Origin of the sequence: Paraburkholderia sp. C35, assembly GCF_003121405.1 — a bacterium.
Lineage (GTDB): Bacteria > Pseudomonadota > Gammaproteobacteria > Burkholderiales > Burkholderiaceae > Paraburkholderia.
The window spans coordinates 16786-31622 of the sequence record NZ_QBUY01000021.1 but is presented as its reverse complement, the minus strand read 5'-3'; the positions used below and the strand labels follow the sequence as shown (position 1 = coordinate 31622).

Sequence of the window (14837 nt, the reverse complement as noted above, 5' to 3'; positions counted from 1 at the left end):
AGAAGCGCACTGTGCGGTTGGCGAGCCTCGCGCATCGGCGGCCCGGTTCGACGCCGCGCGTGCAACGCAGCTATCCGCGAATTCATTTGACCTTCATTGTCAGGAGCAGCACATGCAACTTGGAATGATTGGACTGGGACGCATGGGCGCCGATATGGTGCGGCGTCTGACGGCAGGTGGTCAGCAGTGCATCGCGTTCGACGTGCAGCCCGCTGCGGTGCAGCGTTTGCAACAGGAGGGCGTGGCGGGTGCAACATCGCTCGAAGATTTCGTCGCCAAACTGGCAAAGCCGCGTGCCGTGTGGCTGATGGTGCCGGCTGCCGTGGTCGATGCAACACTCGACAAACTGGTGCCGCTGCTGGAACCCGGCGACATCGTGATCGACGGCGGCAACTCGCACTATCACGACGACATCCGGCGCGGCAAAGAACTCGGTGCGAAGGGTTTGCATTACGTCGATGTCGGCACGAGCGGTGGTGTTGCGGGCCGCGAGCGCGGCTATTGCCTGATGATCGGCGGCGAGAAGGACATCGTGAAGCATCTCGAACCGGTGTTTGCCGCGCTCGCGCCGGGCGCCGGCGCTGCGCCGCGCTCGGCGGAACGGCAGCAGGATGGCAGCACGGCCGAACAGGGCTTCCTGCATTGCGGGCCGCAAGGTGCGGGCCACTTCGTCAAGATGGTTCACAACGGCATCGAGTACGGCATGATGGCCGCGTACGCGGAAGGCTTGAACATCCTGCGCCACGCGAACGCCGGCATGCAGTCGCGCGAGATCGACGCGGAAACCTCGCCGCTGCGCGATCCGCAGTTCTATCAATACGATCTGAATCTCGGCGATATCGCCGAAGTGTGGCGGCGCGGCAGCGTGATCAGTTCGTGGCTGCTCGATCTGATCGCAGGCTCACTGTCGCGCGACGGCAATCTGCAGGACTTCGCGGGCCGCGTATCGGATTCAGGCGAAGGCCGCTGGACCATCGACGCCGCCATCGACGAAGGCGTGCCCGTGCCTGTTCTGAGCGCCGCGCTGTTCGCGCGGTTCTCGTCGCGCGGCGAAGCGGATTTTGCGAATCGCGTGCTGTCGGCGATGCGCAAGGACTTCGGCGGTCACGCGGAAAAGCCGGGTTCGAAAGGGTAGTCGAAGAAAGCGGCAGCGCACGCGCGACACGACCGTCGCGCGTGACGCGCCTGCGTGCCGTCGCCGGTTTTCCACACGTTCCGGATCGATCCCGGAACCCACCGTCAACATCGTTCCCCAGGGTTTACCGTAGCCTCATCGCGCTTGACGCGTCCTTTCGCACGTCCGATACTTTGTCCGTACAAAGTGACAATTAAGACAGGAGCAGGCAGATATGCATTCGGACAGAGTAGGCAAGCAGCGCTATCGGGCCAGCTATGGCCGGTATCTCGAAGACTTCACGGTAGGAGACATCTACGAACACCGGCCGGGCCGCACCATCACCGACGCCGACAACATCCAGTTCTCGCTGCTGACGATGAACTTCCATCCGATGCATTGCGATGCGCATCACGCGTCGAAGAGCGAGTTCGGCAAGCTGCTGGTGAGCAGCGGGCTGACGGTGGCGATCGTGCTCGGCATGTCGGTCAACGACGTCAGCGGCAAGGCCATTGCGAATCTCGGCTGGAAGGAAATCCGCCTGACGGGCCCTGTGTTTGCTGGCGATACGCTGTATGCCGAATCCGAAGTGCTCGAAGTGCGCGAGTCGAAGTCGCGCCCGACGCAAGGCATCGTCACGGTTCATACGCGCGCTTTCAATCAGGACGGCAAGCCGGTGCTCGACTACATCCGCTCGGCGCTGATCGCGAAGCGCGGTCACGGCACGGCTGAAGACTGAATTCCCGATGGCGGGCCATGCATGCCCGCCGTTCATACCGCATCGCCGACATAGCTGCCGCAGAGCGGCGTGAGGCGCGGTTCACCGTCACAGTACCGGAGACAACTGTGAGTCAATTCGTAAGCTCAGGCGCGCGGCTAGACCGCCTGCCGATGGCACGCTTTCACTGGAAGATACTCGGACTCATCAGCGCGGGCGCCTGCCTCGATGCGTTCGATATCTACCTTGCGGGCGGCGTGTCGGCGGCGATGCTCAAGGCGGGCTTTTCCACGTTGCAACTGAACGCGCTGTTCGTTTCGTCGGGCTTTCTCGGCATGGTGCTCGGCGCGGGTCTGTCCGGCTATCTGGGCGACCGCTTCGGCCGCCGTTCGTCGTATCAGTTCAATCTCGCGCTGTTCGGCGTGATGTCGTTCGTCGCGGCGTTTGCACCGAGCATCCAGTGGCTGATCGGCGCGCGCTTCATCATGGGGATCGGACTGGGCGCGGAACTGGTCGTCGCGGCGGGCACGCTGTGCGAGTTCATTCCGCCAGGTTATCGCGGCCGCTGGATTTCGCTGCTGGGACTGATCGTCAACTCGGGGCTGGTGGTCGCGACGAGCGTCGGCTATCTGGTGATTCCGCATCTCGGCTGGCGCTGGATGTTCGGCATTGCGGGCATCGGCGCGGTGATCGTGTGGGCGCTGCGTCATCGTATGCCGGAGTCGCCGCGCTGGCTCGAGTCGGTGGGACGCACGCAGGAAGCGGAGCAGACCGTCAGCGCAATCGAAGCTGAAGTGGCGCGCGAAAAAGGTCCGCTGCCCGAATGTGCCCGCACGCAAAACCTCGTCGTGCCGCGCGTGCCGCTGTCGGCGCTGTTCCGCCGCGGCATGCTGGCCCGCACGTTGACGGCGGCGTTGACGGCTGTCGCCGTGAACGTGTCGGTGTATGGCTTCGTCGCGTGGCTGCCCACGTTCTTCGTGCACGAAGGCCGCGACGTGGTGACCTCGCTGGGCTTTACCACGCTGATGTCGCTGGGCGCGCCGTTCGGCGCCGTGCTCGGCTATCTGACAGCTGACCGCCTGGGCCGTGCGAAAGGGCTGGTGATGTACTGCATCATCGCAATCGTGCTCGGCTTCATCTATCCGCAGATGACGGTGAATGCGGCCATTGCGATCGTGGGCTTCACGCTGGTGAGTTGCATCTTCGGCATCGTCACGCTGGGTCTGTTCGGTTATGTGCCGGAGCTGTTCCCGACTGCATTGCGTTTGCGAGGCACGGGCGTGGCAGGCGTGTGCGGACGGATCGCGTCGATGCTGACGTCATACGCTGCCGTGATCCTGTTTGCGCAGTGGGGCCTGTTTGGCGTGCTCGGCATGGTGGCGGGTGTGCTGCTTCTGCTCGTGATCGCCGTCGTGAGCCTGGGCGTGGATGCGAACCAGTTCTCGCTGGAAGACGTATCGCCCGATGAAGAAGGCACCGCCAATGAGTTATCGCTCAATCACCAGGGAGCCACGCGATGAACGCACGCAACGAGATGCAGCAGCAGGCACACACCATTTCACAACGGCTCGCAGCTTTCACGACCCGGTTGCAACTCAACGATGTCCCGCGCGACGTGCGCGAACGCGCGAAGCATCTGATGCTCGACAGCATCGGTCTCTCGTACGCGACGTTGGGCCTGCCGTACGCAACGTCGACGCTTGCAGCGATGCAGGAACTCGGCACGGGCGGAGCAACGGTCTTCGGCCATCGCGAACGGCTCGCGTTGCGCGACGCGATGCTGCTCAACGGTCTGCTGATCCACAGCCTCGATTTCGACGACACGCATGCACGCGGCGTGATTCATTCGACAGCGAGTGCGTTGCCATGCGCATTCAACCTCGCTGAACGCGAAAACGCGAGCGGCGCCGATCTGCTGCTGGCCTATCTGTGCGCAATGGAAGTGTCGACGCGCGTCGGTGCAGCGGCAAAGAGCGGCTTTCATCACGCCGGCTTTCATCCCACCGGACTGGCTGCGGTGTTCGGCTGCGCGCTGGGGGCTGCGCGTCTGCTCAATCTGAACGAGGAGGCGGCTCGACATGCACAAGGCATCGCACTCTCCATGGCATCGGGCAATCTCGAGTTCCTGCAGGACGGCGCGTGGACCAAGCGTCTTCATCCAGGCTGGGCCGCAGTCTCGGGCAGCACGGCGGCGACGCTCGCGAAGCATGGCTACGTCGGTCCGGGTGCGCCGTACGAAGGGCGTTTCGGCTTGTATGCGCTGTATCTGAAGGATTCATCCGAAGCGCCGGATCTCGCGCTCGCCACGCAAGGGCTGGGTGAAACGTGGGAAATCGACGATGTGTCGCTCAAGCCGATTCCCGCGTGTCACTTCACGCATGCATCGTCGGATGCGGCGATTGCGCTGTTCCGCGAGCACGGCTTGCGTGCGGATGAAATCGAACGCGTGGTCGCGCGTGTGCCGGAAGCGACGATCCCGATTGTCTGCGAACCGGTCGCGAACAAGCAGAAGCCTTCGAACAGCTATGACGCGCAGTTCAGCATTCCGTACATCGTCGCGACAGGTCTGCTGCATGGCCGCTTCACGCTCGACGATCTCGACCCTGCCGCACTCGCCGACGAAGCCACGCGCGCACTTGCAGCACGCGTGACGCACGAAGCGGATCCCGATACGACCTTCCCGCACCACTACACGGGCGAAGTGATTGTCTACACACGCGATGGCCGGCGTCTCGTGCATCGCGAGGCGATCAACCGCGGCTCGGCGGACCGGCCGCTGAGCAACGACGACATCGTCGCGAAGTTCTACGACAACGCGCTGCGCAGCGTATCGCGCGGCGAAGCGGATCGCATCTGCGAAGCCGTGCTGTCGCTCGACCAGCAACCGACGCGCGCGCTGGCCAGCGTGTTGCGCGCATCGTAACGAGTTCAATGAACAGGCAACACCAGGAGAAATGATGGCCACGATCGACATCGACCCGCAACAGGATGCGAACGAATACGCCGAGAACGAAACGCTGATTCTCGACATGCTCGACCGCTTCCTGAAGACGGAAGTCAAACCCTATGTGCACGACCTCGATGCAAAAGATGAATACCCGCACGAGATCGTCGAGAAGATGAAGGAGATGGGCCTGTTCGGCTGTCTGATCGCGACGGAGTACGGCGGCCTCGGGCTGTCGACGTCGACTTACGCGAAGATCGTCGACCGTATTTCTGCCGTGTGGATGTCGGTGAGCGGCATCATCAATTCGCATCTGATCATGGCGATGACGATCCAGCGTAACGGCACGGAAGCGCAGAAGCGTGAGTTCCTGCCGCGCATGGCGACGGGCGAACTGCGCGGCGGCATCGGGCTGACGGAGCCGGATTGCGGCACCGATCTGCAGGCGATCCGCACCGTCGCGAAGCGCGATGGCGACGAGTATGTGGTGAACGGCAGCAAGACGTGGATCACCAACAGCAAGTACGGCAACATTCTCGCGCTGCTGGTGAAGACCGATCCCGATGCGCAGCCGCGTCATAAAGGCATGAGCCTGCTGATCGTCGAGAAAGGGCCGGGTTACGAAGTGAGCCGTCAGTTGCAGAAGCTCGGCTATAAAGGCATCGATACGTGTGAACTGACCTTCACGGATTTCCGCGTGCCTGTTTCGCGTGTGATCGGCGGCGAAGAAGGCTTGGGACTCAAGCAGATTCTGAGCGGTCTGGAACTGGGCCGTATCAACGTGGCGGCGCGCGGTGTGGGCGTCGCACAGGCTGCGCTCGATGAAGCCGTGTCGTACTCGCAGCAACGCAAGACGTTCGGCAAGCCGATCTGCGAGCATCAGGCGATTGCGCTGAAGCTCGGCGAAATGGCTACGCGTGTCGAAGCCGCGCGTCTCCTGACCGATTCCGCCGCGCGTGCCTACGACAAGGGCCTGCGCTGCGACATGGAAGCGGGCATGGCCAAGTACTTCGCGACAGAAGCCGCCGTAGAAAACAGCATGGAAGCGATGCGCATTCACGGCGCGTACGGCTATTCGAAGGAATACAACGTCGAGCGGCTGTATCGCGATGCACCGCTGCTGACCATCGGCGAGGGCACCAATGAGATGCAGCGCCTGATCATCGCGAAGATGCTGATTGCGAGGAACCCTGCATGAGCCTGCCACTTTCCGGCGTGCGCATCGTCGCCGTCGAACAATACGGCGCGGGCCCGTTCGCCACGCAACATCTCGCCGATCTCGGCGCGGAAGTGATCAAGATCGAGAATTTCCGCGAAGGCGGCGACGTGGGCCGCAGTGTCGGGCCGCACTTTTTCGGTGAAGGCGATAGCCATTTCTTCGAGGCGTTCAACCGCAACAAATGCAGTCTGACGCTCGACCTGAAGAAACCGGAAGGGCGCGAAGTGCTGCTCGATCTGGTCAAGACGGCCGACGCCGTGTTCAACAATCTGCGCGGCGATCTGCCTGTGAAGCTGGGCGTGACGTACGACCAGTTGAAAGAGGCGAACCCGGCCATCGTGTGCGCGCATCTGTCCGCATATGGCCGCACAGGTAGCCGCGCGTCGTGGCCCGGTTACGACTATCTGATGCAGGCGGAAGCGGGCTATCTGTCGGTGACGGGCGAACCCGATGCGCCGCCCGCGCGCTTCGGCCTGTCGATCATCGATCTGATGACGGGCACGACCGCCGCAATGGCCTTGCTTGCAGGTCTCGTGCAGGCACGCGCGACGGGCATCGGGCGCGATCTCGACACCAGCCTGTTCGACGTGGCGCTGCATAACCTCGCTTATGTTGCGACGTGGTATCTGAACGGCGATGTGGTGACAGGCCGCGACCGGCGTTCCGCGCACCCGTCGCTGACGCCGAGCCAGTTGTATAAGACGAAAGACGGCTGGATTTTCCTGATGTGCAACAAGGAAAAGTTCTGGGGCGTGCTGGCCGAGATGCTCGACCGTCCGTCATGGGTCACCGACGAACGTTTCTCCAGCTTCAAGGCGCGTCTGGCGAACCGCGATCTGGTCGAGCGCGAACTCGATGCAGCGCTGTCGCGCGCCACCACGGCGGAGTGGATGGAACGGCTGGGTGGCCGCGTGCCCGCCGCGCCCGTCTACGACATCCGCGAGGCGCTCGAGAATCCGTTCGTCGCCGAACGTGAAAGCGTCGTCGATGCCGAGCATCCGCGCTTCGGAAAAATCCGTGGCGTGGCGGCGCCCGTGCGCGTCGACGAGCCGCTGCCGATGCGCGCCGCGCCCGAACTGGGGCAAGACAACGCCAGGCTTCTGGCCGAACTCGGTTACGATGCTGATCGGATCGCCGGGCTGCGCGAAGGCGGTGTCGTGCAATGACCATTCTGGCCACGCACGATGAGGCGCAGCGGGCGGATCCGTTCGTCAATCCTTCATCGTGCGTGCAAAAGATGGTTAACGTGCTCGGTCAGCAGCCTCGCTACATGCAACTGGCGCAGACGCTCATCAACGAAATTCAAAGCGGACGCTTTCCCGTCGGCTCGACCATTCCCACCGAGTTCGAACTGTGCGAGCAGTTCGGCGCGAGCCGCTCGACGGTCCGCGAGGCCGTCAAGCAACTCGTGCAACTGGGCATGGTGGTCCGTCAGGCAGGCGTCGGAACGACGGTCAAGGCGGTTAGCGCCGAAGGCAGCTATCGGCAGGTGATGCAGGAGTTGAGCGATCTGCATCGATACACGGCCGATACGGTGCTGCAGATACTGAAGAAAGAGACGGTGGAAGTCTCCGACGCATCGCTGTGCGCGATGCTGCAGGCGAAGCCGGGCGAAACATGGCTTCGGCTGGAAGGCATCCGCCGTTCGCCTGAAAGCGTCGATCCGATATGTCATACGGAGGTGTATATCCAGCCGGCGTTCCGCTCGCTGACGGGCATCGAGGATCAGCCGCATACGCCTATCTTCACGATGATCGAGCAGCAGTTCGGCGAGCAGATCACGCAGGTTCAGCAGGAAATCAAGGCGGTCGCGCTGACCGCCGACATCGCGCGTATCGTCAATGCGAAGGCGCGTGCGCCGGCGCTCTGGCTGTTGCGCCGCTATATCAACCGGCGGGGCGAAGTGGTCGAGGCATCGATCAGCATTCATCCCGCCGAGCGCTTCAGCTACTCCGAAACCTTCCAGCGTGGATGGACGGGCACCTGAAGCCTTCACGGGATCTTGCATGATTGCACGCAGCTATCTGTTCGTTCCGGGCGACCGTCCGGAGCGCTTTGCCAAGGCCGTTGCCACATCCGCGCATCAGGTCGTCATCGATCTCGAAGATGCCGTGGCCATCGATGCGAAAACGGATGCGCGCGATCAGATCGCCACGTGGCTGCGTGCCGGTCTCGCCGATGCCGACCGTGCGCGGATCGTCGTGCGCGTCAATGCATTCGGTACGCCGTGGCACGAGGACGATGTCGCGATGCTGCGTGCGGCAGGCGTGCAACGTGTGATGGTGCCGAAAGCAGAAGACGCGCTGCAACTCGCCGATGTCGCCGCACGCAGCGCGGACGGCGCGCAACTGATCGCGCTGGTGGAAAGCGTCGCTGGCGTCGTGCGGTTGCGCGAGGTGGCGCATTGCAAGGGCGTCGCGCGGCTGGCGTTTGGATCGTTCGATTTCGGCGTCGATGCGGGTATCGACGGAAGCGGGCGTGAACTGGATTACGTGCGTTCGCAGTTCGTGATCGAGTCGCGCTTTGCGGGACTGCCGGCGCCCATCGACGGCGTGACGCTCGCCACCGATGACGCGCAACTGCTCGCGGCCGATGTGCTCGATGCGCGCCGCTTCGGTTTCGGCGGCAAGCTATGCATTCATCCGAAGCAGGTCGATGCCGTGAATGGCGGCTTCGCGCCGAGCGAGGCCGAGCGCGCATGGGCGGCGCGCGTGCTGGCGGCGCTCGCGGAGAATCCGCGCGGCGCGATTTCGGTGGATGGAAAACTGGTCGACAAGCCGATCGTCGATCGTGCGAAGCGAATTCAGGCCGCGTGAGCGTTTAGAGACGCGTATCAACACGCGGCCATCGGAGAGAGAAAGGATGAAGGTTCTGGTTCCAGTGAAACGGGTAGTCGATTACAACGTGAAAGTCCGCGTGAAATCGGATGGCACGGGCGTCGACATTGCGAACGTGAAGATGTCGATGAATCCGTTCGACGAGATTGCGGTTGAAGAAGCCGTGCGCCTGAAGGAAGCGGGTGTTGCCAGCGAGGTTATCGCCGTGTCGTGCGGCGTTGCGCAGTGTCAGGAGACATTGCGCACGGCGCTGGCGATTGGCGCGGATCGGGCGGTGCTGGTCGAGTCGGCGGAAGATCTGCAGCCGTTGGCTGTGGCGAAGTTGCTGAAGGCGCTGGTCGATAAGGAGCAACCTTCGCTCGTCATTCTTGGCAAGCAGGCGATCGACGACGATTCGAACCAGACCGGCCAGATGCTGGCTGCGCTGGCGGATTTGCCGCAGGCTACTTTTGCATCGAAGGTTGTCGTGGCAGACGGCAAGGCGACGGTGTCGCGTGAAATCGATGGCGGCGCGGAGACGCTGTCGTTGACGCTGCCCGCCGTGGTCACGACCGATCTGCGCCTGAACGAGCCGCGCTACGTCACGCTGCCGAACATCATGAAGGCGAAAAAGAAGCCGCTCGAAATCGTGAAGCCGGAAGACCTGGGCGTCGACGTTACGCCGCGTCTCAAGACGCGGAAGGTCAGCGAGCCGCCGAAGCGCTCGGCTGGTGTGAAGGTGGCCGACGTGAAGACGCTGGTCGACAAGCTCAAGAACGAAGCCAAGGTTCTGTAAAGGGGATTCACGGTATGGCTATTCTCGTCATTGCTGAACATGACAACGCGGCGCTCAAGGCAGCGACGCTGAATACGGTTGCTGCCGCGCGGAAGATCGGTGGCGATGTGCACGTGCTGGTCGCTGGCCACAACGCACAAAGCGCGGCTGATGCGGCTGCGAAAGTTGCTGGCGTAGCGAAAGTGCTGCTGGCTGACGCGCCGCAACTCGCCGAAGGCCTCGCGGAAAACGTCGAAGCGACGGTGCTGAACATCGCGAAGGACTATTCGCACATCCTCGCGCCAGCAACGGCTTACGGCAAGAACATTGCGCCGCGTATCGCCGCGAAGCTCGACGTCGCGCAGATCAGCGAGATCACGGCGGTTGTGAGCGCCGATACGTTCGAGCGCCCGATCTACGCAGGCAACGCGATCGCAACCGTGCAATCGCAAGATTCGATCAAGGTCGTCACGGTGCGCGCTACGGGCTTCGATGCGGTTGCAGCGGAAGGTGGCAGCGCAGCGGTCGAAAAGGTCGAAGCAGCCGCTGACGCAGGCATCTCGCAGTTCGTGAGCCGCGAAGTGACGAAGCTGGATCGTCCGGAACTGACGTCGGCGAACATTATTGTTTCGGGTGGCCGCGGTCTGGGCAGCGGCGAGAACTACACGAAGGTGCTCGAACCGCTGGCAGACAAACTGCAAGCAGCACTGGGCGCATCGCGCGCAGCCGTCGATGCCGGCTACGTGCCGAACGATTATCAGGTCGGTCAAACTGGCAAGATCGTCGCGCCGCAACTGTATATTGCCGTCGGTATCTCGGGCGCGATCCAGCATCTGGCCGGCATGAAGGACTCGAAGGTGATCGTTGCCATCAACAAGGACGAAGAAGCGCCGATTTTCAGCGTCGCCGATTACGGTCTCGTGGGCGATCTGTTCGCTGTGGTGCCGGAATTCGTGAGCGAACTGTGAGCGAGGTGTCGCCTCCGGCGCTACAGGACGCCCGCGATCAGGACCGCATGCCGCTGCATACGCGGAACATCGCGTTGCAGGGTTATCGGCGCGCGGACGGCCTGTACGACATCGAAGGGCATCTGCGCGACACCAAATCCTATGATCGCGCGTCGCACGGCGTATTCGTGAAGGCAGGGCAGCCGATTCACGAGATGCTGCTGCGTATCACCATCGGCATCGACTTCGTCATACGGGACGTGCATGTAGAGTCGATGACCATTCCCTACGCCGGCTACTGTGATGCGATTGCAGTCAGCTATGGCAAGCTCAAAGGCATGAAACTCGGGGCGGGCTTCATGCGCGAGGCACGAAGCCTGTTCGGTGGCGTGAACGGCTGCACGCACATGACCGAACTGATCGGCGCAGTCGCCACGGCTGCGTTTCAGACCATGAGCGAAGAACTCAACGCCAGCGCGACCGAGCGGCCGTTTCAGCTTGACGGCTGCCACGCGCTCAGAACGGACGGTCCGATCGTCAAGGCGTTTCATCCGAAATGGTACAAGGCTGACAGCATCTGAAGCCGAACCGGCTACGCGACGCGGACGTGATCGACTATCCCGCGTCCGCTTCGCCGTCTTTTCCGCGCGGTGGTTTCCGCTTCCTTTGCAACGAAGGAGAACGCTCGGTCAGCCGGGCGGCAGCAGCCTGATCGGCTGATCCTGCGGCGAGGAACTGCTGACGATACTCGGCGGGCGTGGCTTGCCGCGCCGCCTTGAACTGCCGGTTGAAATTGGCCACGTTCGCAAACCCCGATCGCGCCGCGATAACGGCAACAGGCAAGGACGTATCGGCCAGCATCCGGCACGCATGCCCGATGCGCACGCGCGCAATGTAGCGCCCGACACTCTCGCCGATGTGCTGCACGAAATAGCGCGTGAGCGTGCGTTCCGACAGGCTGGCCGCCGCGCAAAGCTCCGACAGCTTCAGCGGTTCGGCAAAGCGCGCGTCGATGATCGACAGTACGCGATTGATCCGCTCGGGTTCATGGCCCGACGGGCCGGTGCTGGTCTGATTGAAGGCGCTCGGCGACGCAAGCGGGTGGCCCGGCGAGTCGGCGAGTGTGCAGAGAATATCGAGTGCCGTGCCGAGCCGTTCGCGCGGCACGTTCGACAACAACGTCTCCAGCCGGCCGCGCATCCATTCCCCTGCAGGCGGATCGAATGCGAGACCGCTCGCGGCTCTGCGCAACAGCTTGCGCAGCGGCTCGTATTCACGGCAGCAATCCGCCATGCGCCGCGCCCAGTCGCCGTCGAACCAGATCACGATAGCCACCTGCGGCGCCGACGCATCGACCGACCGGTTCGATGCCCACGTGTGCGGCAGATCGGGCGGCACCAGCACGAGATCTTCCGCTTCGTAGTCGCTGACCGAGTCGCCAATGTAGCGCTTGCCGTGGCTGTTCATGGTCAGAGTCAACTCGTACTCCGGGTGGTGATGCCACTCGAACGGAATGCGCGGCAGCCGCCGATGGTAAACCCGGACGGAACAGTCGTCGCCGAACTCGACATGTTCGTAGGCTGGTTTCATGGTCGCTGGTTTGTGGCTGAAAAAGCAAAGTAATTGCCCGAATAGTATCACTAAGGCCGACTCGCGCGGCATATGCTACCGGACACGAAATACATATGGAGACGATCATGGCGCTGGTAATCGACGACTTGCCGGGTGCGATCCGGCAGGCAAAAAAAGAGCTTCGCGCGGCGCTGCCGAACTATCGGGAAGTGTTCGCCGAAGTCGAAGCGGCCATCAGCGAAGAAGCGAAGCGCATTGCCGCGCAGCGCGACCGCGGCGAAAACGTGATCCCCGAAATTGCGTTCTCCGACATCGCCGAACAGCGTGTGAGCGCGGAGCAGATTGCGCTCGTCAAGGCACGCGGCGCGTGTGTGATCCGCAATGTGTTTCCGCGTGCGCTCGTGGAAGGCTGGGACGACGAGATCGCCAGCTACGTCGAGCGCAACAACCTCGACAAGCGCCTCGAAACCCGCGCGGAAGACAAATACTTCGGCCAGCTGGCGTCGAGCAAGCCGCAGATCTACGGCGTGTACTGGTCGAAGCCGCAGGTGCTGGCGCGCGAGTCGGTAGCGCTGACGACGGCGCGCGTGTTCCTCAACAAGCTCTGGCGCAACGAAAGCGACGGCCGCGTGCACTTCGATCCCGAGCATGTGCCTGTCTATGCCGACCGTCTGCGCCGCCGGCCGCCGGGTTCGGCATCGCTCGGCCTGTCCGCGCATTGCGATGGCGGCTCCGTCGAACGCTGGATCGAAAGCAATTTCCGCAAGGTGTATCGCCATGTGTTTGCGGGCAACTGGCGCGACTACGATGCGTTCGACGCCGCCTTCCGCACCGATGTCGAAGAGATTGCGTCGCCTGCTGTCTGCTCGATGTTCCGCACGTTCCAGGGCTGGACGGCGCTGACGCCGCAAGGTCCGGGCGACGGCACGCTGCAACTCGTGCCCATTGCCAATTCGATGGTGTATATCCTGCTGCGCGCGCTTCAGGACGATGTCGCCGACGACGACCTGTGCGGCGCGATGCCGGGACGCGCGCTGTCCATCAAGCCGGAATTTCATGCGCCGCTGTTCGAAGCCTTGTCGTCGATTCCGAAAATGGAAGCGGGCGACACGGTGTTCTGGCATAGCGACGTGATCCATGCCGTCGAAGACGAGCACAAGGGCGCGGGTTACAGCAATGTGATGTACATCGCCTCGGTGCCTGGCTGCGCAAAGAACGATGCCTATCTGAAGCGCCAGTTACCGAGCTTCCTGAAGGGCGAAAGCCCGCCCGATTTCCCCACCGATCATTTCGAAACCGATTTCACGGGCCGCGCGACAGCCGGCGATCTGACATCGCTTGGCAAGGCACAACTCGGTTTTGATCTGTAGTTGACGGTAGTTGAAACAGGCACGCATGCGCGGTCGCCATGACGGCGTGTGCGTTGCCGAATCCATAAAGAAAAATTCGGAGACTGCAATGAAACGATCACTGACATCGGTGGCGACGGCTGCCGCTTTGCTTATCGCCGGCATGCAGGGCGCCGTCGCCGCCGAGCAGCTTTCGGTGCTGCACTGGTGGACGTCGGGTGGCGAATCGAAGGCGATCCGCGTGCTCAAGGACGACATGAGCAAACAGGGCTACGAGTGGAAAGACTTCGCCATCGCAGGCGGCGCGGGCGCGGCGGCCATGACTGCCCTGAAGACCCAGGTGATCTCGGGTAACGCGCCTTCGGCTGCGCAGATCAAGGGGCCGCTGATTCAGGACTGGGCCGAGCAGGGCACCCTCGTCACCATCGACAAGTCCGCGACCGACTGGAAGGCCAATATCCCCGCGCAGATCGACACGGCGATGAAGGCAGGCGGCCACTATGTGGCGGCACCGTTCTCCGTGCATCGGATCAACTGGCTGTGGATCAACAAGTCCGATCTCGACAAGGTCGGCGGCAAACCGCCCACCACCTGGCCGGAGTTCTTCGCGCTCGCCGACAAGTTCCGCGCGGCAGGTATCACGCCCGTCGCGCATGGCGGTCAGCCTTGGCAGGATATGACGATCTGGGAAACGGTGGTGCTGTCGCAAGGCACGGACTTCTATCGCAAGGCACTGATCGATCTCGATCAGAAAACATTGACGTCACCGCAGATGGTGCAGGTGTTCGAGACGGTGCAGAAGATCCGCACGTATTTCGACAAGGGCTATCACGGCCGCGACTGGAATCTCGCGACGGCAATGGTGATTTCCGGGTCGGGCGGCATGCAGTTCATGGGCGACTGGGCCAAAGGCGAGTTCGCGAATGCGAACAAGAAGGCGGACGTCGATTATGTCTGCGCGGCCGCGCCCGGCACCGCGAATGCGTACACGTACACGGCGGACGCCTTCGTGTTCTTCCAGCAGCACGGCCAGAAAGACGCAACGCCGGGCCAGCTTGCGCTGGCGAAGACGATCATGTCGCCGGATTTTCAGGAGCAGTTCAGTCTCTATAAGGGTTCTATTCCCGTGAGGCTGGATGTGTCGATGGACAAGTTCGACAGCTGCGCCAAGAAATCGCGCGCCGATGAGCAGGCAACGATCAAGTCAGGCGGATTCCTGCCGTCGCTGGCGTTTGGTGAATTGCAGTCGCCTGTGACGGCGGGCGCGATTAGCGATGTCGTGACCAATTTCATGAACTCGAACGAAGACGCGAAAGAAGGCGTGCGCAAGCTGGCAGCTGCTGCGAAGGTCAAATGACGCCTTTTATCAGGCATCGAACGACG

Annotated in this window: 14 protein-coding genes; 13 read left to right on the top strand and 1 reads right to left on the bottom strand. The window is 62.5% G+C overall.

The features are described 5' to 3' along the window. Window positions 1-112: 112 nt before the first annotated feature. The 11 genes from gnd to DK391_RS15480 all read left to right on the top strand — a co-directional run bounded on the left by gnd (window position 113) and on the right by DK391_RS15480 (window position 11114). Complete coding sequence (gene gnd, locus DK391_RS15530) at window positions 113-1135, top strand: phosphogluconate dehydrogenase (NAD(+)-dependent, decarboxylating) (protein ID WP_109478858.1); 1023 nt, start codon at window positions 113-115, stop codon at window positions 1133-1135. Window positions 1136-1349: 214 nt separating this feature from the next. Next, complete coding sequence (locus DK391_RS15525) at window positions 1350-1853, top strand: MaoC family dehydratase (RefSeq protein WP_109478857.1); 504 nt, start codon at window positions 1350-1352, stop codon at window positions 1851-1853. A 107-nt stretch (window positions 1854-1960) separates the two neighbouring features. Then, the gene (locus DK391_RS15520) at window positions 1961-3352 is read left to right on the top strand and encodes an MFS transporter (protein WP_109478856.1); all 1392 of its coding nucleotides are present in this window, start codon (window positions 1961-1963) and stop codon (window positions 3350-3352) included. Then, the gene (locus DK391_RS15515) at window positions 3349-4755 is read left to right on the top strand and encodes an MmgE/PrpD family protein (RefSeq protein ID WP_109478855.1); all 1407 of its coding nucleotides are present in this window, start codon (window positions 3349-3351) and stop codon (window positions 4753-4755) included. Before DK391_RS15520 ends, DK391_RS15515 begins: the two co-directional genes overlap by 4 nt. A 34-nt stretch (window positions 4756-4789) precedes the next feature. Next, complete coding sequence (locus tag DK391_RS15510; protein ID WP_109478854.1) at window positions 4790-5974, top strand: acyl-CoA dehydrogenase family protein; 1185 nt, start codon at window positions 4790-4792, stop codon at window positions 5972-5974. Further along, window positions 5971-7161 (top strand): CoA transferase, encoded by a 1191-nt coding sequence (locus DK391_RS15505; RefSeq protein WP_109478853.1) that lies wholly within the window; start codon window positions 5971-5973, stop codon window positions 7159-7161. Before DK391_RS15510 ends, DK391_RS15505 begins: the two co-directional genes overlap by 4 nt. Before the next feature lie 71 nt (window positions 7162-7232). Next, complete coding sequence (locus tag DK391_RS15500; RefSeq protein WP_239482843.1) at window positions 7233-7982, top strand: GntR family transcriptional regulator; 750 nt, start codon at window positions 7233-7235, stop codon at window positions 7980-7982. A 19-nt stretch (window positions 7983-8001) separates the two neighbouring features. Beyond that, the gene (locus DK391_RS15495; RefSeq protein WP_109478851.1) at window positions 8002-8811 is read left to right on the top strand and encodes a CoA ester lyase; all 810 of its coding nucleotides are present in this window, start codon (window positions 8002-8004) and stop codon (window positions 8809-8811) included. 46 nt (window positions 8812-8857) lie between these two features. Beyond that, complete coding sequence (locus DK391_RS15490; RefSeq protein WP_109478850.1) at window positions 8858-9607, top strand: electron transfer flavoprotein subunit beta/FixA family protein; 750 nt, start codon at window positions 8858-8860, stop codon at window positions 9605-9607. Between the two features lie 14 nt (window positions 9608-9621). Further along, window positions 9622-10554: an FAD-binding protein gene (locus DK391_RS15485; RefSeq protein WP_109478849.1), complete on the top strand. Its 933-nt coding sequence runs from the start codon at window positions 9622-9624 to the stop codon at window positions 10552-10554. Then, a complete protein-coding gene (locus DK391_RS15480) occupies window positions 10551-11114 on the top strand; it encodes a DUF2889 domain-containing protein (protein ID WP_239482834.1) in 564 nt (187 codons plus the stop codon). Before DK391_RS15485 ends, DK391_RS15480 begins: the two co-directional genes overlap by 4 nt. 34 nt (window positions 11115-11148) lie before the next feature. Here the strand turns inward: DK391_RS15480 and DK391_RS15475 are convergent, their stop codons facing one another. Next, entirely contained in the window at window positions 11149-12123 is a 975-nt protein-coding gene (locus DK391_RS15475; RefSeq protein WP_109478848.1) for a helix-turn-helix domain-containing protein, read from the bottom strand. A gap of 107 nt (window positions 12124-12230) precedes the next feature. Here DK391_RS15475 and DK391_RS15470 point away from each other — a divergent pair, with 107 nt between their 5' ends. Beyond that, the gene (locus tag DK391_RS15470) at window positions 12231-13475 is read left to right on the top strand and encodes a DUF1479 domain-containing protein (RefSeq protein WP_109478899.1); all 1245 of its coding nucleotides are present in this window, start codon (window positions 12231-12233) and stop codon (window positions 13473-13475) included. Window positions 13476-13617: 142 nt separating this feature from the next. Next, window positions 13618-14811 (top strand): ABC transporter substrate-binding protein, encoded by a 1194-nt coding sequence (locus tag DK391_RS15465; protein WP_239482842.1) that lies wholly within the window; start codon window positions 13618-13620, stop codon window positions 14809-14811. Window positions 14812-14837: the final 26 nt, after the last annotated feature.